We start from the raw sequence: 20046 nt of genomic DNA, 5'->3' as shown, positions 1-20046 counted from the left end.
CGGCTTGCTGGCGAAGACGGCGGCAGATTTGGTAAAGGTGGTGACTGACAGACCGCTTTCGCTGGCAAGCCAGCTCCTACAGGGGATCTTCAGTGAACATGAAATCGGTGAACGGCACCGTTCCCGTGTAGGAGCCGGCTTGCTGGCGAAGACGGCGGCATATTCAATAGAGGTGGTGACTGACAGACCGCTTTCGCTGGCAAGCCAGCTCCTACAGGGGATCTCAGTGAACATGAAGTCGGTGAACGGCACCGTTCCCGTGTAGGAGCCGGCTTGCTGGCGAAGACGGCGGCATCTTCAATAGAGATGGTGACTGACAGACCGCTTTCGCTGGCAAGCCAGCTCCTACAGGGGATCTTCAGTGAACATGAAGTCGGTGAATGGCACCGATCCGTGTAGGAGCCGGCTTGCTGGCGAAGACGGCGGCATATTCAATAGAGATGGTGACTGACAGACTGCTTTCGCTGGCAAGCCAGCTCCTACAGGGGATCTTCAGTGAACATGAAGTCGGTGAACGGCACCGTTCCCGTGTAGGAGCCGGCTTGCTGGCGAAGACGGCGGGACATTCAATAGAGAGGTTGGCTGACATATCGCCTTCGCTGGCAAGCCAGCGCCTGCAGGGGACCGCGAGAATCTCACGTAAAATGGCAAAAAACACCAGCGCCTTTGAGCAGTTTCGACATAGGCGCAACACTTTGCCGAATCTAGACTCGCCCTCCTATAAAGGCATCCAAACCAAATAAAATCCGGTGCTGATCCAGGAGAAACACCATGAACCCTTCCGATATTTTTGTTATCAGCGCCGTGCGCTCGGCCATCGGCAGCTTTGGCGGCTCACTCAAGGATGTGTCACCCATCCAGCTGGCCACCGACGTTTGCCGTGCCGCCATTGAGCGTTCGGGCCTGGCGCCGGAGCATATCGGTCACGCCGTAATGGGGCATGTGATCCCGACCGAAGCCCGTGATGCCTACATTTCCCGGGCCGTGGCGATGAATGCCGGCCTGCCCAAGGAAACGCCGGCCTTCAACGTCAACCGTCTCTGCGGCTCCGGTTTACAGGCGATTGTCAGTGCTGCACAAAGCCTGATGCTGGGGGATGCCGGGGCGGCACTGGCCGGTGGCGTCGAGTCCATGAGCCGTGGCGCCTATCTGCTGCCGCAGGCACGCTGGGGCGCACGCATGGGTGACATGCAGGCCATCGACTACATGCTCGGCGTGCTGCAAGACCCCTTTGCCGGTTTCCACATGGGCATCACCGCGGAAAACATCGCCGAGCGTTATGGCATCAGCCGTCAGGCCCAGGATGAACTGGCACTGCTGAGTCAGCAGCGTGCGGCCCGGGCCATTGCCGAAGGGCGGTTTGCCCCGCAGATCGTGCCGATCGAAGTGGCGAGCCGTAAAGGTACGGTGACCTTTGCCACCGACGAACACGTACGCGCCGAGGTCAACGCCGAGCAATTGGCCAAGATGAAACCGGCCTTCAAAAAAGACGGTAGCGTTACCGCCGGCAACGCCTCCGGCCTCAATGACGGTGCCGGCGCGCTGATCATGGCCACCGGTGAAATGGTCCGTGCGCAAGGCCTCAAGCCGATGGCCCGACTGGTCGGGTATGCCCATGCCGGTGTCGAGCCGGAACTGATGGGACTGGGCCCGATTCCCGCCACCCGGCTGGTGCTCAAACGCGCCGGTCTGACCGTTGCCGACCTGGATGTCATCGAATCCAACGAAGCCTTCGCCGCCCAGGCGTGTGCCGTGGCGCAAGAACTGGGCTTCGACCCGGAGAAGGTCAACCCCAACGGTTCGGGGATCTCCCTGGGGCATCCGGTGGGCGCCACTGGCGCGATTATCGCCACCAAGGCCATTCACGAACTGCACCGAGTTCAGGGCCGGTACGCCCTGGCAACCATGTGCATTGGCGGCGGCCAGGGCATTGCCGTGTTGTTCGAGCGCGTCTGACAGGCCGACGTTGATCGACTCCCCTGCCCCCGTCCGACGGGGGCAGGGTTGATGCACCCGACAAACTATCCTTCGAACATGGGCGCGATGACCTAACCTCATAGGCTGAATGACTAATAACAGAGTCGATCACGCCTATGCGCCCTGCATTGAAAGCCATGATCTTTGTCGCTTTCACGCTTTTCGGGTCGAGCCCCGGAACGCTGTCGGCAGCCGACCTGCCGGACGTTTCAGCGCCCAGGCCGGGGATCGCAGCCCTTGCGGTGTCCCAGAGCGACCTCCAGGCGTTGCAACTTCGACTGGACATTCTCAAACAGCAAATTTCGCTGGTAGACAACTACAACCAGCTCGAAGGGCCGCAGGATCTGGTTCAGGCGTTCATCCTCGATGTCGATCGCCAGTCGGCCTCATTGCTTCCCTTGCAGACTCAATTGCGCGCACAACTCGGCGTGTTGGGCCCCGTTCCGCTCGACGATGTGGCAACGGAGCAGTCCGATATCGCTGCGCAAAGGGCATTACTCACCGAGCAAAAAAACAAAGTCGACGCCACCTTGAAAACCCTGGTAGCACTCAAGGAAAGTGCCGCTGACCTCATCACCCAGATTGCCGGCATTCGGCGCAACCTGTTGGAAAGCGAACTGACCCTGAGCACCCGCAGCATCCTCAATCCGGGTTTCTGGTCGCCGCTATTGAGCCCGTCGCCGGATGATCGGCAGCGCTTGGGCTCGTTCATCGATCAAGCGCGAGACGTGATCAAGACCGTCTGGCAACCCGGTCAGCGCCTCTTCACCGTGGCATTGCTGTTGCTGGCCCTGGTCCTCTGGACCCTGGGCCGCAGGCTCGCCGAACGAGGGCTGACGTGGTTGTGCATCCACCGCATGCCCGAGGGGCGCCTGCGCCGAAGCTCACTTGCACTCGCCTCGGTGCTGGCCACGGTATTGACCGTTGGCATTTCCCTGCAATTGCTGTTTTTTGCCTGCACGCGCGAAAGTCCACTGACGCCGATGCTGATGACCTTTTCCCAGGAATTCGAAAAGATCGTTTATGCCTGCGTGCTCATTACCGCGTTGAGCCGCGCCTTGTTGTCCACGCAACACCCCTCCTGGCGGCTGCCCGCGCTTTCCGATCCGGTGGCGCTGGCGCTCAAACCCTTTCCTCGGCTGTTGGCCACAACCCTGCTGGTTCTGATGACGACAGTCCAGGTGAGCAATGCAGCCGGCATGAGCAGTGACGTCGTGATCGCGGGTCGAGGCGTCATCGCGCTGACGGTCACGATCATTATCATTATTTTACTGTTGCGTACCGGCAAAGTCCGAAGACAAGTCGTGGCGAGCGGCGAGGCCTCCGAAGCAGGCACGACCTTCGCCGGCGTGCTCTATGCCATCACCGGTCTGGCGTTATTGATTGCGCTGTTGGCGCTGCTCAGTGGCTACATCTCTCTGGCAAGGTTCATCACTTACGAACTGGTCTGGGGTTTCCTGATCATTTCCGGCTTTTATCTGCTGATACAGCTGGCGAAGGATGCCTGCGAGTACCTGTTTTCGCCCAGGAGTCCAAGCGGCAAGGCGCTAAAACAATTGCTGGGCATCGATGATCGCCGACTGGACCAGATCGAGGTCATTCTATCGGGGGCCGCCCGGGCCGGGCTATTGCTGTTAGCGGCTGTCACGCTGGTTGTCGGGGGTATCGGATCGACGCTTGCACAACTGATCACCAATGTCTTTTCCATGCTCGGCGGCGGCGGGCTGCGCAAACTCAACATTATCCCGGGCCACCTGTTCAATGCGGTGCTGGCCCTGTTGATTGGCGTTTACCTGATTCGATCGTTGCGCCGCTGGCTGGATAACGAATTTCTGCCAAAAACCGACATGGACCCGGGCATGCGGGCCTCGCTCAGCACGCTGTTCGCCAACATCGGCTACGCCCTGGTCATTCTGCTGACGCTGTCATCCCTGGGCGTGCAGTGGACCAATCTGGCCTGGATCGTCAGCGCCTTGTCGGTGGGGATCGGCTTTGGCTTGCAGGAGATCGTCAAGAACTTCGTCTCCGGCCTGATCCTGCTGACCGAGCGGCCGGTAAAGGTGGGCGACCTGATCAGTATCAGCGGGGTCGAAGGTGACATCCGTCGAATCAACGTGAGGGCCACCGAAATCCAGCTCAGTGACCGCTCGATCGTCATCGTCCCGAATTCGCAGCTGATCTCGCAGAACCTGCGCAACGTGACCCTGGGCGGCAGTGCCCAAGGGGTGGCGACACTCGAACTGACCTTCCCCCTGGACATCGACCCCGAGCAGGTGAAAAACCTGCTGTACGACACGTATTGCGAGCACGAGACCATTCTTGACAAACCGGCGCCGGTGGTCCGGTTCAGCAAACTGACCCCCGAAGGCATCACGCTGACCATCACCGGTTATGTCGGCAGCCCGAGAATTGTCAGCACCACCAAAAGCGACCTGCTGTTCGAGATCCTCAAGCGCCTGGGTGCCGCCGGGATTGAATTGGCCAAGCCGGCACCCGCGGCATGAGCGGGTGCCCGGCATCAGCGCCGGTTACTTGGGTTGCGCCACCGTGCGCAAGTAAGGTTTCACGGTCTTGAAGCCTTCCGGATACTTCTTGCGCGCATCCTCGTCGGACACCGACGTAGGAATGATCACGTCCTCCCCCGGCCGCCAGTTCACTGGGGTGGCGACGGTGTGCTTGGCGTTCAGCTGCAGGGAGTCGAGCAGTCGCAGCACTTCATCGAAGTTGCGCCCGGCGCTCATCGGGTAGATCAGCATCGCCTTGACCTTCTTGTCCGGGCCGATGATGAACACCGAACGCACCGTGGCGTTGTCCACGGCGGTCCGTGCGCCGCCACTGGCGTTGGGGTGAATCATGTCGTAGAGCTTGGCCACCACCAGGTTCTCGTCGCCGATCATCGGGTAATTGACCGCATGGCCCTGGGTTTCTTCGATGTCCTTGGCCCAGCTCTGATGGTTACTGACCGGGTCGACGCTGAGCCCGACGATTTTGGTGTTGCGCTTGTCGAATTCGGGCTTGAGCCCGGCCATGTAGCCCAGTTCCGTGGTGCAGACCGGGGTGAAGTCCTTCGGATGCGAGAACAGGATGGCCCACTTGTCGCCAATCCATTCGTGGAAGTTGAGCGTGCCTTCGGTGCTCTCGACGGTAAAGTCCGGTGCCTCATCGCCAATGCGGATTGCCATGTTCGTTCTCCTCGTGGTGGGGGTAGGGAAACTCTCAGGCGTTCCAGTATAGGAGACCTTCGACACTTCGCTTCTTGCCCTGGCGAAGCGCTGAAAACAGGCACAAGCAAACCCGCAGGCGAGAGACTTTCGACGTCAACAGCTGCGCGACTAGCGTTGTTTCCCACCCTGCACCCATTCCCGCGGACTGACGCCTGTCTTGCGCCGAAACGCCCGGGCCAGGGCCGAGGGACTCTCGTAGCCGACTTCATCGGCGATCACGGCAATCGACTTGCCTTCGCGCAAGCGTTTCTGGGCCAGGCTGATGCGCCAGTTCACCAGATAATCGACCGGCGTCTGCCCCACCACCCGGCGAAAGTGTTCGGCAAAGCCGGCTCTGGACATGTTGGCCGCCGCCGACAGTTCGGCCACGGTCCAGGCCCTCGCGGGCGTGTCGTGCATGAGGCTCATAGGTCGCGCCAGACGCGGATCGGCGAGGCCGGCCATCATTCCCGGGCTTTGCTCGCGGTCAGTCAGAATATGCCGCAGTAACTGGATCACCAGCACTTCGACCAGTCGGTCCATCATCGCTTCGCGGCCACAGATGCCGCCGAAGGCTTCGTTGAACAACCACTCCAGGGTGCCAGCCAGGCTCGGCACTGCATCGAGATCGAGCACCAGGTAATCGGGCAAGGCTGCAGCCAGCGCATTACCGGCACCACCATCGAAGGTCAGCGAGGCGCACACCAGCTGGGTGTCTGAGGTGTCCGTTGCCAATAATCGATGGCGATAAGGCCGAGGGCAAAAAATCAGCGTTGGCTTGTCGAGCTGGAGGTCGCGTCCATCGGCCAGCCTGAGGCTCAGTTCGCCCGCCTGAAGCAGATGCAAATGACCACAGGCCTGATTGCCATCGAAGCCCGTGGTGCCGCAGAAGCTCCCGCTGTGGAAAGTACCGGCACTGACGCCGAAATGCGCGAGCAAGGTGGATAAGCGATCCATGGCGCGACTCCAGGGGCATTTCTGGACGATGAGTCGCATATCCTCGACGATTTGCACCCATAAGTCCAACCACCATCAGTAGCATGGCTCCCGTACCCAGCGCACACCGCGCTTCGATCTACGGAGTATCACCATGAGTCGCATTACCCCACTGAGCCTTGAACAGGTCACCGACAGCACCCGTGCGTTGCTCGAAGGCGTGCAGAAAAAGATCGGCTTCCTGCCGAATGTCTTCCCGACACTGGCCCATGCCCCGGCCGTCCTGGCTGCCTACCTGCAACACTCCGTCGCCTTGGGCAAGACGTCCTTGAGCGCTATCCAAAAAGAAGCGATTTTTCTCGCCACGTCACAGGTCAACGGCTGCGACTATTGCCTGGCGGCTCACACGCTGTTTGCCGGCAAGGCCGGGCTTTCCGGGGAAGACATCCTCAGCGCTCGCCATGGCCAGCTCAATGCCTTTGCTGCGCTTGCCCGACAAGTCACCGAACGTCGTGGTCACCTGAGCAGCGAGCAGATCCAGGCCGCACGCGCAGCCGGTATCGACGATGCCAAAATAGTTGAAGTGATCGCTCACGTGGCGTCGCAAACCCTGACCAATTATCTCAACAACGTCGCCCTGACCGAGGTGGATTTCCCGGCCATTGACGCCTGATCCCAGGCGTCTTCCCGGATCGCCGCTCCGCTCGCTCTTACAGGCTGACGCAGACCTGTAGGAGCAGGCTTGCCGACGAAGGCGATATTGAAGGCACCGTGTGTCAGCTATTTACGCGCCACCTTGTAACGGACGCAGTCATCGTAAAAACCCTGCCTGATCGCCGCCGGCTTAAGCCGCGATTGACTGTCGTAGGTCTGCTCGGTAATGCCCATGGCCATCATGCGCATCCATGGCTTGCTGAACCTGTAGGTCTGTAACTTCTGCCGTGCGGCATACAGCGACACGCCCGACAGTTTGAGTTCCTGGGCTTTGGCCGCCGTTCCCGCGCCCCAACTGCACATATACCGATCATTCTCTACCAGCTCCCTGGCCTGGACGGAGGCAGCAGCACTCGCCAGCCCGCACGACATGAGTGCGATCAACACATTCCGCATTTGCATTCGATCCTAACTACCTGAAAATAAATTGATTTTGGTCAAAACATCGAGACATCGGGGCCAGCAAAATGCCTTGAGTGCGCGATAGCTTGTTTTCTCGATGTCCTGCGGACGTTTTTTGCGAGATCTCAAACCTTGGCTATAGCTAACGCTTCCAACCGCAATCCACAGAGGCAACGGAATGTCAGTCGCAAAGAAAATGACCGTGGGACAGCTGACGATGCTGACGGCCGTCAACATGTTGGGCTCAGGCATTGTGTTGTTGCCGACCAAACTCGCCGAAGTCGGCGGCATCTCCATTCTGTCCTGGCTGATCACGGCCACCGGCTCCCTGGCGCTGGCCTACGCCTTTGCCCGCTGCGGCATGCTCAGCCGCAAGACCGGGGGCATGGGCGGCTATGCCGAATACACGTTCGGCAAGGCCGGTAACTACTTGACCAACTACACCTACGGCCTCTCGTTATTGATCGCCAACGTGGCGATCAGTATTACCGCGGTCGGCTATATCCAGGTGCTGTTCGATGTGCAGCTGGGTTCGCTGCAAGTGGGCCTGGCGACCATCGCGCTGTTATGGATCACCACCTTTGCCAACTTCGGCGGCGCGCGAATTACCGGCCGTATCGGCGCGATCACGGTCTGGGGGGTGATTGCGCCGGTGGTGCTGGTCTCCACCATCGGCTGGTTCTGGTTCGACAGCAGTGTCTACGCCGCCGGCTGGAACCCGCACAACATGGGCTGGCTGGAAGCCGCGGGCGCCTCGGTGGCGATCACGTTGTGGGCATTCCTGGGCCTGGAGTCGGCGTGCGCCAACACCGACGCGGTGGAAAATCCGGAGAAGAACGTGCCGATCGCCGTACTCGGTGGCACCCTCGGCGCGGCCGTGATCTACATCGTTTCCACCAACGTCATCGCCGGTATCGTCGACAACCCGGAACTGGCCTCCTCCACTGCGCCGTTCGGCCTGGTGTTTGCCAAGATGTTCACCCCATTGGTGGGCGACATCGTGATGGCGGCGATGGTGCTGGCCTGCGTCGGTTCGTTGCTGGGCTGGCAGTTCACCATCGCCCAGGTGTTCAAAAGCTCGGCGGACACCGGTTACTTCCTGCCGATCTTCGCCAAGGCCAACAAGGCTGGTACGCCGATTGTCGGCATGTTGATTCTGTTGGCGGGCCAGACGGCGCTGGGTTTTCTGACCATCAGCCCGGACCTGAGCAAGCAGTTCGACATTCTGGTCAACCTCGCAGTGGTCACCAACCTGGTGCCGTACATCCTGTCCATGGCGGCCTTGATCACCATGCAAAAGGTTTCCAACGTGCCGCCGAGCAAAGCACTGGCCACCAACATCATCGCCTTGATCGCGGCCGCCTACAGCTACCTGGCGCTCTACAGCTCGGGCGAGCAGGCGCTGATGCTTGGCGGCGTGGCGACCATCTTCGGCTACACGCTGTTCGGCTTCGTCAACAACCGCCTGATTCGCCTGGAAGCACTCAATAACAGCGTACCGACGCAGACTGTCAGTGCTCAGCACATCAGTGGCGAGCCGGTGCCGGTGAACAATCTGAAAACGGCCACTCTGGAGACTCAATCATGACGGAACATAGAAATTTGCTCGGAATGCTCACGCTGCTGGTGAGCAGTCCGCCGGACAAGAGAACCGTATTCGGTCGCGCCCTGAATCAGTTGATCAGCGATGTGGAGGAACGCACGATCAGTGTGCTGGTCTCGGAAAGCCTGAGCGACGCCACCTCGATCCTGCATTCGGACTCGGCGATTCAATGCGTGCTGCTCAGCTGGGAAATGGACGACAGCGAAGGCCATGAGGAATGCATCAAACTGCTGACCAGCCTGCGCGAACGCAACACCCGGGTCCCGGTGTTCCTGATCAGCGACCGCAGCACGGCGTCGAACATTCCGCTGGTGGTCATGCAGCACGCCGACGACTTCATCTGGCTGCCCGAGGACACCAGCCGTTTCCTCAGCGGGCGCATCCTGGCCGCCATCGAACGTTACCGGCAGGCGGTGCTGCCACCGATGTTCGGCGCGCTGCTGAAGTTTTCCCGCACCTATGAATACTCGTGGCACACCCCCGGGCATGCCGGTGGCACGGCATTTCTCAAGAGCACGGCAGGCCGCGCTTTCTACGAGTTCTTTGGCGAAAACCTGTTGCGTTCCGACCTGTCGATTTCGGTCGGCGAACTCGGTTCGCTGCTCGATCACAGCGGCCCCATCGGCCAGGGCGAGCGTTATGCCGCCAAGGTGTTCGGCGCGCACCGCACCTATTACGTGACCAACGGCTCATCGACGTCCAACCGCGTCATTCTCATGGCCAGCGTCACGCGCAACCAGATCGCGCTGTGCGACCGCAATTGCCACAAGTCCGCCGAGCACGCGATGACCTTGTCCGGGGCCATTCCGACCTACCTGGTGCCGACCCGCAATCGCTACGGCATCATCGGCCCGATCCTGCCGCAGACCCTGAGCGCAGAAAGCGTCAAAGCTGCCATTGCCAATAACCCGCTGGTCAAGGGCGGTATTGATCCGACGCCGATCCACGCGATCATTACCAATTCGACCTACGACGGCCTGACCTACAACGTTACCCGAGTCGAAGAGCTGCTGGGCCAGAGTGTCGACCGGCTGCATTTCGATGAAGCCTGGTACGGTTATGCGCGGTTCAACCCGCTGTATCGCGACCGCTTCGCCATGCACGGCAGCCCGGACGATCACGATGAGTCGCGCCCGACCGTGTTCGCCACACAATCGACGCACAAGTTGCTGGCCGCGCTGTCCCAGGCCTCGATGATTCACGTGCGCAACGGCCGCAACCCGATTCCGCACGGGCGCTTCAACGAGTCGTTCATGATGCACGCCTCGACCTCGCCCAACTACGCGATCATGGCCTCCTGCGACGTCAGCTCGGCGATGATGGAAGCGCCCAGCGGGCAGATCCTGACCACCGAATCCATCGAAGAAGCCATCGCTTTCCGCCAGGTCATCTCGCGCATGAACAAAGAGATGCAGGGCAAGGACGAGTGGTTTTTCACCTGCTGGCAGCCGCCGTCAGTGCAGGTGGGTGGCGCAGCGGTACCTTTCCATGAAGTCGATCCGGTGCTGCTGAAAACCGAGCCGGACTGCTGGGTACTGCACCCGAACGAGGTGTGGCACGGTTTCGGCGATATCGAGGAAGGCTACTGCATGCTCGACCCGATCAAGGTCTCGGTGCTGAGCCCGGGCATGGGCGACGACGGCAACCTGCTGGACTTCGGCATCCCCGCCTGCATTCTTACCGCCTACCTCGGACGCCAGGGTATCGTCGTCGAGAAAACCACCGATTTCACCATCCTGTTCCTGTTTTCCATCGGCATCACCAAAGGCAAATGGGGCACCCTGGTCAACGCCCTGCTCGACTTCAAGCGCGACTTCGACAATAACCTCGAGCTCGAGCTGTGCCTGCCGGACCTGTTGACCGCCAACCAGCAACGCTACGCCGGCATGGGCCTCAAGGACCTCGCCGCGGACATCTTTGCCGCCATGAAGCGACACAAGACCACGGCGACCATGGCCCAGGCGTTCGGCATGCTGCCGCAGGCCGAATTCAGTCCGGTGGAGGCCTACGAAAAACTGGTCAAGAACGAAGTCGAACTGGTCACCCTGGAAGAAGCCGCCGGGCGGATCGTCGCGACCGGGATCGTGCCCTATCCACCGGGCATTCCATTGTTGATGCCAGGTGAGAACGCAGGGCCGGCGGACGGGCCATTGCTGGCCTACCTCAGGGCGCTGGAAAGCTTCGACAAATCCTTCCCCGGATTTACCCATGACACCCATGGGATCGAAAGTGAGGGCGGGGTTTATCGGTTGTTGGTGTTGAAGTGAAGTAAGCAGGATCCCCGGCGTACAGGGGATCTGTGGCAAACACAAAATGCGTGCTCGACGGCGATCAAAAATGTAGGAGCTGGCTTGCCAGCGAAAGCGGTGGGTCAGCCGACGTAGTTGTCGCCTGAACGGACGCTTTCGCTGGCAAGCCAGCGCCTACAGGGGACCTCCTTCAGCCATGGCAATCGCATCCCGAAGGCCTGAATCAAACCCTCACATTGCGTCCCGGCAATGTCGATCGCTGACTGTTTTCCCAATCCTCCACCAAGCCCACCGGTGCATCGGACGCCGGCAGCATGCTGTGCCCGCGAACCAGATCCGAGGCACGTTCGGCGAGCATGATGGTCGGTGCATTGAGGTTGCCGTTCGGTTCGGTCGGGAACACTGACGAGTCAATCACCCGCAGACCCGCGATGCCCCGCACCCGCAGCTCGGAATCCACCACCGCCATGTCATCCTCGCCCATCCGGCACGAGCCGCAAGGGTGGTAGGTGCTCTCCAGGTTCTCGCGGACGAAGGCGTCGATCTCTTCATCGGTGTTCACCTGCGGCCCGGGTGCGATCTCGCCGTCGCGGAAGCGGTCCATCGCAGGCTGGCCGATGATTTCCCGGGTCAGGCGAATGCAGCGGCGGAAACCTTCACGATCTTCTTCCCGTTGCAGGTAGTTGAACTGAATCTCGGGATGCTCGTAAGGATCCGCCGACCGCACCCGTACATAACCGCGGCTCTTGGGTTTGTTCGGCCCGGTAAGCACCATGAAACCGTGGCCCTTGATCGGTTTGTTGCCGTCGTATCGCATGGCCGCCGGCAGGAAGTGGAACTGAATGTCCGGCCAGCGCAGGCCCTTGTCGGAGCGGATGAAACCACCGGCCTCGAAATGGTTGGTGGCGCCGAGCCCGTCCTTGAACAACAGCCAGCGCAGACCGATCATCAGCTTGCTCAGCGGGTCCATCTTGCTGTTGAGCGTCACCGGCTCCTTGCAGCCGAACTGGATGTAGACCTCGGCGTGATCCTGCAGATTCTCCCCTACCCCCGGCAGGTCATGGCGTACGCCGATCCCGGCTTTGCGCAGGACCTCGGCGGGGCCGATGCCGGAGCGTTGCAGCAGGTGCGGTGAGCCGATGGGGCCGGACGATACCAGCACTTCCCGGTTGCAATAGACCTGGTGGCTCTGGCCATCGTGGTCATAGATGACCCCCACCGCGCGTTTACCTTCGAGCATGATCTGGCGAGTCATCGCGTGGGTGATCACGGTCAGGTTCGGACGGCCCATGGCCGGGCGCAGATAGGCGTTGGCGGTAGAGCAGCGTACGCCATTCTTCACCGTCATGTGCATGGCGCCGAACCCTTCCTGCATGAAACCGTTGCAGTCGTCGGTCTTGATATAGCCCGCTTCGGCACCGGCTTCGACCCAGGCGCCATACAGCGGGTTTTTCATGTGATTGCCGTTGGTGGTGTGCAACGGCCCGGTGCTGCCGCGATAGCCGTCACCGCCCTCCTCGTAATGCTCGGCCCGCTTGAAATACGGCAGGCAATTGCGGTAGCCCCAGCCCTGTGCGCCGAGGGATTCCCATTCGTCGAAGTCACACGCATGGCCGCGGATGTACACCAGGCCATTGATCGACGACGAGCCGCCCAGCACCTTGCCGCGCGGGCAGTGAATACGCCGGCCGTTGAGGTAGGGTTCCGGCTCGGTTTCGTAGCGCCAGTTGTACTTCTTGGTGTTCATCGGGATCGAAAACGCGCTTGGCATCTGGATCACCACGCTGCGGTCGCTGCCACCGAACTCCAGGACCAGCACGGAAGTGGCCGGGTCTTCGCTCAGGCGGTTGGCCAACACACAACCGGCCGAGCCTGCACCGATGATGATGTAGTCGTATCTTTGCGTAGCCATGGTTATCTCCCGGCCGTCGATTCGTTGAATACCGGCAACGAAGGCTTGGTCAGCCGGTCGCCGGTGGTGTATTGCGGGGATGTTTGTTCGATGTGCCGGATGACGGCTTCTTCACGCTTGAGGTCGATCGAGCGACTCAGCCAGTAGTACGCCAGCCCCGAGACGATCAGCCCGACCAGCCAGGCGATGTCGATGCTGCCGAGCGCCTTCGCCAGCGGGCCGACATAGACCTCGCGCTGCTCGACGCCGTCGTAGATGTAGAAGAACGGGATCATCGAGATGAAACCGATGGCATAGGCGGCGATGCCCCGCAGGCCCCAGCTGCCGTAAATGTTGCCGTGGGGCATGAAGAAGTGCGGGATGGCGTAGCGGCCTTTACGCACAAAGAAATAGTCGGTGAGGTTGACCGAGGTCCAGGGCACCAGGAAGTACAGCATCACCACCAGGTAAATCCCCAGCACCGACAGGCCTTTGCCCGAACTCTGAATGCTCAGGGCCACGCCCAGTTGCAGCATGATCACGAAAGCGATGGCCAGGATCCGCGCCTTGCGGGTCGGCTCGATGTGCTTGATGGAATCGACGCAGGTCAGGGTGGTCAGCTTGGCGCTGTAGATGTTCATCGCGATCACCGGCAGGAACGCCAGGATCGTGACCACCACCACGGCGGTGCCCATGAACGGCGACACGGTGTTACCCACTTGGCCAAGGGCGACCAGCACGTCGGTGGAATGCAGGTGATCGGCCAGCCAGCCACCCACGGAAATCATCCAGGCACCGGACAACGAGGCTCCGAGAAACACCACCGCGATCAATTTGCCGCTGGAAGTGTTTTTCGGCAGGTAGCGTGAATAGTCGGACACATAGGGCGCATAGGCGATGTTGTAACTCGCCGCCGCAGCGAACTGGGCGATGAAACCGGTCCAGTTGAAACCCAAGGGCGCCGGGGCCACTTCACCGGCGGCCAGTACCGGCATCGGTGCGTCGGGCACCCACCCCATCAGCACCGCCAGGGTCACCAGGCCGTACAACGGCAGCGACAGGAACAACGCCCACTTGAAGCTGCGATGCATCCAGTCGTGACCGAGGATCGCCAGGACGGCCGCCGGCAGCGTCACGGCCACCGCCACCACAATGGGGTTGAAGCCGAACAGCGTGTGCAGGCCCTGCATCATCAACACCAGGTTGACGATGTTGAATCCGGCGAACACGAACAGCGTCGCCAGCAGCACCAGAATCACCCCGCGATAGCCGAACTGCGCACGGGACTGGATCATCTGCGGCAGCCCCAGGTGCGGGCCCTGCGATCCGTGAAAGGCCATGAACAGTGTGCCGAACATGATGCCCAGCGTCCCGGCGAGCGTGGTCCAGAGCGCGGTCAGACCGACGCTCGGGCCCACGAAGCCGATGGTCATGGTGAAGAAGGTGAAGTTGCCGAGAAACCAGAACGGGCCCTGGCTCGACAGTTTGTCGGTGCGCTCGGCCTCCGGGATGAAATCGATCGAATGACCTTCGACGATGGGTTTGTCGTCGAGGATGGACAGGCTGGGGGTGGCTTTGGCGTCAATGTTCATGATGGGCTCTTATTTTTGGAAGATCATGACGGATAACTGCATTGTTTCAGGTGAACGACGCCCCTGTAGGAGCGAGCTTGCTCGCGAAAGCGGCGTGTCAGTCAACATTGATGTTGAATCAGATGGCCCCTTCGCGAGCAAGCTCGCTCCTACAGGGATTGAGTCAGCCATGACTCAAGGTAACGTGATCCAGACCGCCTTCGTTTCGAGCAGATAATCCAGCTGCTCCGCGCCCAGGTCCTTGCCGAATCCGGACTGTTTGTAGCCACCGAACGGCATCGACGGATCGAGGGTGCCGTGGGCGTTGACGTAGACCGATCCCGCTTGCAACCGCGGGATCAAGCTGTGCACCTTGCCAAGGTCATTGGAATACAGTGCGGCCGCCAGGCCGTAAGGCGAGTCGTTGGCCAGGGCCAGCGCCTCTTCCTCATCGTCGAACGGTGCAGTCACCAGCACCGGGCCAAAGATCTCTTCCTGGACGATGCGCATGTCGTTGCGGCAATGGGCAAAAATGGTCGGTTCGACGAAGAAACCGGGGCCCTCCACAGGCTGCCCGCCGTAGACCAGTTCGGCGCCTTCCTGCTTGCCGGTTTCGATGTAGTCGGTCACTCGTTGCTGCTGCAATGCCGAGACCAGCGGACTGATGAAGCAATCCGGATCCAGGCCTGGCGCCATCTTCAAGGTCCGGGTGTAGGCGATCAGTTCGCGCAGGAATTCGTCGTAGACGCTGCGATGAATATAAGCCCGCGTACCGGCATCGCACACCTGGCCCGAGTTGAAGAACACGCCGTTGGCGATGGCCTGGGCGGCAGCTTTCACGTCGGCGTCGGCCAGGACGATTACCGGTGATTTTCCTCCGAGTTCCAGGGTTAGTCGCTTCATTTCGTCCAGCGCCGCACGGCCGACGGTGCGACCGACCGGGGTCGAACCGGTGAAGGTCAGCTTGTCGATGCCCGGGTGGGTAGCCATGGCCGCACCGACCACACTGCCACGCCCGGTGACGATATTGATCACGCCGTCCGGAATCCCGGCTTCCTGCACCAGTTCAGCGAATCGCAAGGCCGACAGCGAGGTCAGTTCGGCGGGTTTGACCACCACGGTGCAGCCGGTTGCCAACGCGGCGCCCAGCTTCCAGGCCATGGTCTGCAACGGGAAATTCCACGGCACGATGGCGCCGACCACCCCCACCGCTTCCTTGCGCGTATACGCCAGGTAGTTGCCCGGCAGCGATGGCTCGACAGTGCGGCCATGCAGCTTGGTGGCCCAGCCGGCGAAATAGCGCAGGGTATCGACCGTGCCCTGGATGTCGACATCCCGGGCGAAAGCCGCTGACTTGCCCATGTCGATCGATTCGATTTCGGCCAGTTCGGCGGCGTTGCTTTCAATCAGGTCGGCCAGGCGCTGCATCAGGCGTTCGCGTTCGGCCGGTTTGGCCTGACGCCAGGCGCCACCGTCGAATTGCGCGCGGGCCGCTTGCACGGCGCGATCCAGGTCCTGGGTGGTGCCCATGGGAATCCGGGTGATCAGGCCTGCGGTGGAGGGTTCGATGACGTCGGACGTCTGCCCGTCGCTGGCGTCGACAAAGGCGCCGCCGATGAACATCTTCTGCGCCTTGCCGAGGAAGGTCTGGGTGGCTTCGGAGACGCCGAATTTCTGCAGGTAATTTTTGACGATGGTGTCCATTTTCAGTCTCTCTGTGCGGCGGTCAAGTCACGCCGAAGCCGTGGTGGTTGCGCTCATGACGTGCCGTGCCTGAGCCCGCTCGTGGAAGATGAAACCGATGCTGTTGAGCAGCAGCTGCGCCGCCAGGATCGAGGTCATGCCGGTCGGGTCATAGACGGGCGCCACCTCGACCAGGTCCATGCCGACGATGTTGCCCTGGCTGCGTTTGGCCAGGGCCTGGATGATTTCCAGCACCTCGTAATAGAGGAAACCGCCATGGCTCGGGGTGCCCGTGCCGGGTGCGATGGAAGGGTCGAAACCGTCGATGTCGATGGTGATGTAGTAGTTGATGTTCTGCGGGATCAACGCCAGCACACCGTCGACGCCCAGGCGCCGCACATCGCGCACCGAAAGGATCTTCGAGCCCGCCGCATGGGCCGCTTCGTAGTCATCGCGATTGGAGGAAGACACGTTGCGGATGCCCATCTGGGTCATGCCGACGATGTGGTTCATTTCCGAAGCTCGGCGCAGCGGGTTGCCATGGCCGTAGCGCACGCCGTGGCGTTCGTCGACAAAGTCCAGGTGAGCATCGAAATGGATGATGTGAATCGGCCCGCGCCCCTCGAAGGCCTTGATCACCGGAGCGTGCACCGAGTGATCGCCGCCGAGCACCACTGGCATGACGCCGGCGTCGAGGATCTTGCGTACCGCGTATTCGGTGTTCTGGTTGCTGGTGACCATGTCGGTATGCACGATATCGGCGTCACCGACATCGACCATGCGCACATCGGCGGCGGTCAGGTACATCACGTCATCTTCGTGGTCGTAGGCACCGGCATGCCCGAAGGAGAACAGCGTCGATGCCTCGCGAATGCCCCGTGGTCCGAAACGGGCGCCGGAGCGCCACTGGGTGCCCATGTCGTTGGGGACGCCAAGGACCGCCACGTCAGCATCGAGAGCATCCCAATCGGTGCACACCGGGGATTTGCCAAAGGTGCAATGCCCCACGAATGGCAGGTTCAGGCGACCGGATTCATAACCGTTGTTCGACATGTCGGGCATCTCCAATTCTTGTTTTTGGCTGTGCGGTCGTGGAAGGCGACCGCCGTTGGAGTGACTATGGGCGCAGGTTTTCGTGGAAAAAATGCTAAACATCAGATACTCATATCGGCATTGCCGATGCATCCACACGCCGGAGGTCCAAGGTGATCCAGCTGCACGATGTCGATCTGAAACTGCTCAGGGTGTTTGCCACGATTGTCCGGTGCGGCGGTTTTTCTGCCGCGCAGGCGGCGTTGAATGCCGGCCAGTCGACCATCAGCGAACAGATGACGCACCTGGAAACCCGGCTCGGGGTCAAACTCTGCCAACGCGGGCGCAGCGGCTTTCGCCTGACCGAGCAAGGCGTGGCGATCCATGAAGCCACCCAGCGCCTGCTCTCGGCGGTGGAGAATTTCTGCATGGACGCCGACGTGCTCAAGCAACACATCAGCGGCAAGCTCAACCTGGGCATCATCGACACCACCATTACCGATCCGGCCTCCCCGCTGCCGCGCACCACCCAGCGCTTCGTGTCCCGAGGGCATGACGTGCACCTCAACGTGTACGTCGGCACCCCGGCCGAACTGGAAGAGCGCGTCCTCGACGGCCGCCTGCACCTGGCCATCGGGCACTTCCCGATCCACGTTCCCGGGCTGTTGCATTCACCGCTGTATCAGGAAGCCCTGGGGCTGTATTGCGGGCGGCGGCATCCGCTGTACGGCAGCAAGGCCGAGGGTGGCGAACTGCTCGAAGAGATTGCCGCGAGCCGGATTGTGGTCAGGGGCTACATGCAGCAATACGACCTGGAGCACCTGGGCGTGAGCAAGGCCGCGGCCACTGTGGACAACATCGAAGCGCTGGCCATCCTGCTGATTTCCGGTGCCTACCTGGGCTTCTTGCCGGTGCACTTCGCCACCCAGTGGGTCAAGACCGGCGAAATGCATCAGCTGGCGCCCACCAGCCTGGAGTTGATGTCGCCGTTCGATGTGATCACCCGACGCGGCACTGCCCCGCCGCCGATCCTGCAGGCTTTTCTCGAGGACCTGGACGCCTGTTCACGCAAGACCGCCAGTCGCTGACAGACACTGCTCGCCACAATCGAACAGTGCCCGGCATACTGATCGGCGCAGTCATCCCGTTCGCCACTTTGCAGGCCCTTCATGCGCATCCACGTCACCTTCATCGACCGTGTCGGCATCACCCAGGAAGTACTGGCCCTGCTCGGCGGGCGCAGTTTCAATCTGGATGCCGTCGAGATGGTGCCGCCCAACGTGTACATCGATGCCCCGACACTCGGTGCCGATGTGCTGGAGGAACTGCGCGAGGCCTTGCTCGGCGTGCGGGGTGTGCAAGCGGTGACCCTGGTCGATATCCTCCCGGGACAGCGTCGCCGCCTGCAACTGGACGCCTTGCTGGCGGCCAGCATCGACCCGGTGCTGGCGGTGGATGACCGCGGCCATGTGCTGCTGGCCAATCCGGCGCTGATCGCCTTGTGCGGCCGTGAACCGGCGGGTGAGCCGCTGACGGCGCTGTTCGATGATCCCGACTTGCAACGCACGCTGATCGAACACGGCTACCGCCTGCCCATGCACGAGGTCAGCCTCGCTGGCCAGACCTTGCTGCTGGACGCGATGCCGATCACCGATGCCGGCGCCCTGCTGACCCTGTATCAACCGAACCGCATCGGCGAACGCCTCTCGGCGCTGCACCACGACCATGCCGAAGGGTTCGATGCGCTGCTGGGCGAATCCCCGGCGATTCGCACGCTCAAGGCCCGCGCCCAGCGAGTGGCCGCCCTCGACGCGCCGCTGCTGATCCAGGGCGAAACCGGCACCGGCAAAGAGCTGGTGGCCCGTGCTTGCCACGCCATCAGCACCCGCCGTGATGCACCCTTCCTGGCCCTGAACTGCGCGGCACTGCCGGAGAGCCTCGCCGAAAGCGAGCTGTTCGGCTACGCCGCCGGCGCCTTCACCGGCGCGCAACGGGGCGGCAAGCTCGGCCTGCTGGAACTGGCCGACCAGGGCACGGTGTTCCTCGACGAAGTCGGCGAAATGTCGCCCTACCTGCAAGCCAAGCTGCTGCGCTTCCTGAGCGATGGCTGCTTCCGTCGGGTGGGTGGCGATCGCGAGGTCAAGGTCAACGTGCGGATCCTCAGCGCAACGCACCGCGACCTGGAAAAAATGGTCAGCGAAGGCAGCTTTCGCGAAGACCTGTTCTACCGCCTGAATGTGCTCAACCTGCAAGTGCCACCGCTGCGCGACCGCGGCCACGACATCCTGCTGATGGCCAATCACTTCATGCAACAGGCCTGCGCACAGATCCAGCGCCCGGTCTGCCGCCTGGCGCCAGGCACGTATCCGGCGCTGCTCGGCAACCGCTGGCCGGGCAACGTCCGGCAACTGCAGAACGTGATCTTCCGCGCTGCCGCCATTTGCGAAAACCCACTGGTGGACATCGACGACCTGGACATCGCCCGCACGACCATGGAGCGGCAGAATGCCGGCGAGGTCGGCAGCCTGGAAGCCGCCGTCGGTGATTTTGAAAAAAACCTGCTGGAACAGCTGTACCGCAGCTATCCGTCGAGCCGTTTGTTGGCTGCGCGGTTGCAAACTTCGCACAGTGCGATTGCTATTCGGTTGCGTAAGTATGGGATTCCGGGGAAGCTTTGACGCCTTTGCTGATGATTTCTACGAACCTGTAAATCGATATATAAATACATTAACGTAATACCTAATGGATTTGTCCTATCCGCAAATAGGAACGTTCCTACATAATC

At 61.3% G+C, this 20046-nt stretch carries 15 protein-coding genes; 8 read left to right on the top strand and 7 right to left on the bottom strand.

Translation table 11 applies throughout. The features are described from left to right. Window positions 1–4 precede the first annotated feature (4 nt). The 3 genes from ELQ88_RS34115 to ELQ88_RS14715 all read left to right on the top strand — a co-directional run bounded on the left by ELQ88_RS34115 (window position 5) and on the right by ELQ88_RS14715 (window position 4481). Window positions 5–265, top strand: a complete 261-nt coding sequence (locus tag ELQ88_RS34115; RefSeq protein WP_161599963.1) for a hypothetical protein — start codon at window positions 5–7, stop codon at window positions 263–265. A gap of 506 nt (window positions 266–771) precedes the next feature. After that, the gene (locus ELQ88_RS14720) at window positions 772–1956 is read left to right on the top strand and encodes an acetyl-CoA C-acyltransferase family protein (RefSeq protein WP_128873289.1); all 1185 of its coding nucleotides are present in this window, start codon (window positions 772–774) and stop codon (window positions 1954–1956) included. A gap of 137 nt (window positions 1957–2093) precedes the next feature. Next, window positions 2094–4481 (top strand): DUF3772 domain-containing protein, encoded by a 2388-nt coding sequence (locus tag ELQ88_RS14715; protein ID WP_138965934.1) that lies wholly within the window; start codon window positions 2094–2096, stop codon window positions 4479–4481. A gap of 24 nt (window positions 4482–4505) precedes the next feature. On the opposite strand, the gene ELQ88_RS14710 is transcribed toward ELQ88_RS14715, so the two are convergent. Next, the gene (locus ELQ88_RS14710; RefSeq protein WP_128873291.1) at window positions 4506–5159 is read right to left on the bottom strand and encodes a peroxiredoxin; all 654 of its coding nucleotides are present in this window, start codon (window positions 5157–5159) and stop codon (window positions 4506–4508) included. 150 nt (window positions 5160–5309) lie between these two features. Then, the gene (locus ELQ88_RS14705; protein ID WP_138965933.1) at window positions 5310–6137 is read right to left on the bottom strand and encodes an AraC family transcriptional regulator; all 828 of its coding nucleotides are present in this window, start codon (window positions 6135–6137) and stop codon (window positions 5310–5312) included. Between the two features lie 133 nt (window positions 6138–6270). Between ELQ88_RS14705 and ELQ88_RS14700 the strand changes: the two genes are divergently transcribed. After that, on the top strand, window positions 6271–6789 hold the full coding sequence (locus ELQ88_RS14700) for a carboxymuconolactone decarboxylase family protein (protein ID WP_138965932.1): 519 nt from the start codon (window positions 6271–6273) through the stop codon (window positions 6787–6789). A 107-nt stretch (window positions 6790–6896) separates the two neighbouring features. Here the strand turns inward: ELQ88_RS14700 and ELQ88_RS14695 are convergent, their stop codons facing one another. Continuing rightward, a complete protein-coding gene (locus ELQ88_RS14695; protein WP_138965930.1) occupies window positions 6897–7232 on the bottom strand; it encodes a hypothetical protein in 336 nt (111 codons plus the stop codon). 178 nt (window positions 7233–7410) lie between these two features. On the opposite strand from ELQ88_RS14695, the gene potE reads away from it, so the two are divergent. Together potE and ELQ88_RS14685 are read left to right on the top strand one after the other, a co-directional pair. Continuing rightward, complete coding sequence (potE, locus tag ELQ88_RS14690) at window positions 7411–8820, top strand: putrescine-ornithine antiporter (protein ID WP_138965928.1); 1410 nt, start codon at window positions 7411–7413, stop codon at window positions 8818–8820. Next, a complete protein-coding gene (locus tag ELQ88_RS14685; protein WP_138965927.1) occupies window positions 8817–11102 on the top strand; it encodes an Orn/Lys/Arg decarboxylase N-terminal domain-containing protein in 2286 nt (761 codons plus the stop codon). The genes potE and ELQ88_RS14685 overlap by 4 nt, the downstream gene beginning before the upstream one ends. Before the next feature lie 205 nt (window positions 11103–11307). Here ELQ88_RS14685 and betA read toward each other — a convergent pair whose 3' ends face one another. From betA to speB, 4 genes are all read right to left on the bottom strand, one after another. Next, window positions 11308–12996: a choline dehydrogenase gene (gene betA / locus ELQ88_RS14680; protein ID WP_138965925.1), complete on the bottom strand. Its 1689-nt coding sequence runs from the start codon at window positions 12994–12996 to the stop codon at window positions 11308–11310. Between the two features lie 2 nt (window positions 12997–12998). After that, on the bottom strand, window positions 12999–14567 hold the full coding sequence (locus ELQ88_RS14675) for a cytosine permease (RefSeq protein WP_128870529.1): 1569 nt from the start codon (window positions 14565–14567) through the stop codon (window positions 12999–13001). Window positions 14568–14741: 174 nt separating this feature from the next. Beyond that, window positions 14742–16250 carry an aldehyde dehydrogenase family protein gene (locus ELQ88_RS14665; protein ID WP_138965923.1) on the bottom strand — a complete coding sequence of 503 codons (1509 nt, stop codon included), beginning with the start codon at window positions 16248–16250 and terminating at the stop codon, window positions 14742–14744. A 27-nt stretch (window positions 16251–16277) separates the two neighbouring features. Next, window positions 16278–17282 (bottom strand): agmatinase, encoded by a 1005-nt coding sequence (gene speB, locus ELQ88_RS14660; RefSeq protein WP_064678307.1) that lies wholly within the window; start codon window positions 17280–17282, stop codon window positions 16278–16280. A 152-nt stretch (window positions 17283–17434) separates the two neighbouring features. Between speB and ELQ88_RS14655 the strand changes: the two genes are divergently transcribed. Beyond that, window positions 17435–18349 (top strand): LysR family transcriptional regulator, encoded by a 915-nt coding sequence (locus ELQ88_RS14655; RefSeq protein WP_138965921.1) that lies wholly within the window; start codon window positions 17435–17437, stop codon window positions 18347–18349. Window positions 18350–18430: 81 nt separating this feature from the next. Further along, complete coding sequence (locus ELQ88_RS14650; RefSeq protein ID WP_138965919.1) at window positions 18431–19939, top strand: sigma-54-dependent transcriptional regulator; 1509 nt, start codon at window positions 18431–18433, stop codon at window positions 19937–19939. Window positions 19940–20046 lie beyond the last annotated feature (107 nt).

It is taken from the genome of Pseudomonas sp. MPC6 (assembly GCF_006094435.1).
In the GTDB taxonomy this organism is placed as follows: domain Bacteria; phylum Pseudomonadota; class Gammaproteobacteria; order Pseudomonadales; family Pseudomonadaceae; genus Aquipseudomonas.
Note: the sequence above shows the minus strand (reverse complement) of the source record. Positions and strands in the feature narration are given on the sequence as shown.

Coding starts and splice junctions, on each gene's coding strand:
- ELQ88_RS14705 (WP_138965933.1), bottom strand. CDS start 6,137: ATGGATCGCTTATCCACCTTGCTCGCGCATTTCGGCGTCAGTGCCGGT.
- ELQ88_RS14675 (WP_128870529.1), bottom strand. CDS start 14,567: ATGAACATTGACGCCAAAGCCACCCCCAGCCTGTCCATCCTCGACGAC.
- speB (WP_064678307.1), bottom strand. CDS start 17,282: ATGTCGAACAACGGTTATGAATCCGGTCGCCTGAACCTGCCATTCGTG.
- ELQ88_RS14665 (WP_138965923.1), bottom strand. CDS start 16,250: ATGGACACCATCGTCAAAAATTACCTGCAGAAATTCGGCGTCTCCGAA.
- betA (WP_138965925.1), bottom strand. CDS start 12,996: ATGGCTACGCAAAGATACGACTACATCATCATCGGTGCAGGCTCGGCC.
- ELQ88_RS14700 (WP_138965932.1), top strand. CDS start 6,271: ATGAGTCGCATTACCCCACTGAGCCTTGAACAGGTCACCGACAGCACC.
- ELQ88_RS14685 (WP_138965927.1), top strand. CDS start 8,817: ATGACGGAACATAGAAATTTGCTCGGAATGCTCACGCTGCTGGTGAGC.
- ELQ88_RS14710 (WP_128873291.1), bottom strand. CDS start 5,159: ATGGCAATCCGCATTGGCGATGAGGCACCGGACTTTACCGTCGAGAGC.
- potE (WP_138965928.1), top strand. CDS start 7,411: ATGTCAGTCGCAAAGAAAATGACCGTGGGACAGCTGACGATGCTGACG.
- ELQ88_RS14720 (WP_128873289.1), top strand. CDS start 772: ATGAACCCTTCCGATATTTTTGTTATCAGCGCCGTGCGCTCGGCCATC.
- ELQ88_RS14695 (WP_138965930.1), bottom strand. CDS start 7,232: ATGCAAATGCGGAATGTGTTGATCGCACTCATGTCGTGCGGGCTGGCG.
- ELQ88_RS14715 (WP_138965934.1), top strand. CDS start 2,094: ATGCGCCCTGCATTGAAAGCCATGATCTTTGTCGCTTTCACGCTTTTC.
- ELQ88_RS14650 (WP_138965919.1), top strand. CDS start 18,431: ATGCGCATCCACGTCACCTTCATCGACCGTGTCGGCATCACCCAGGAA.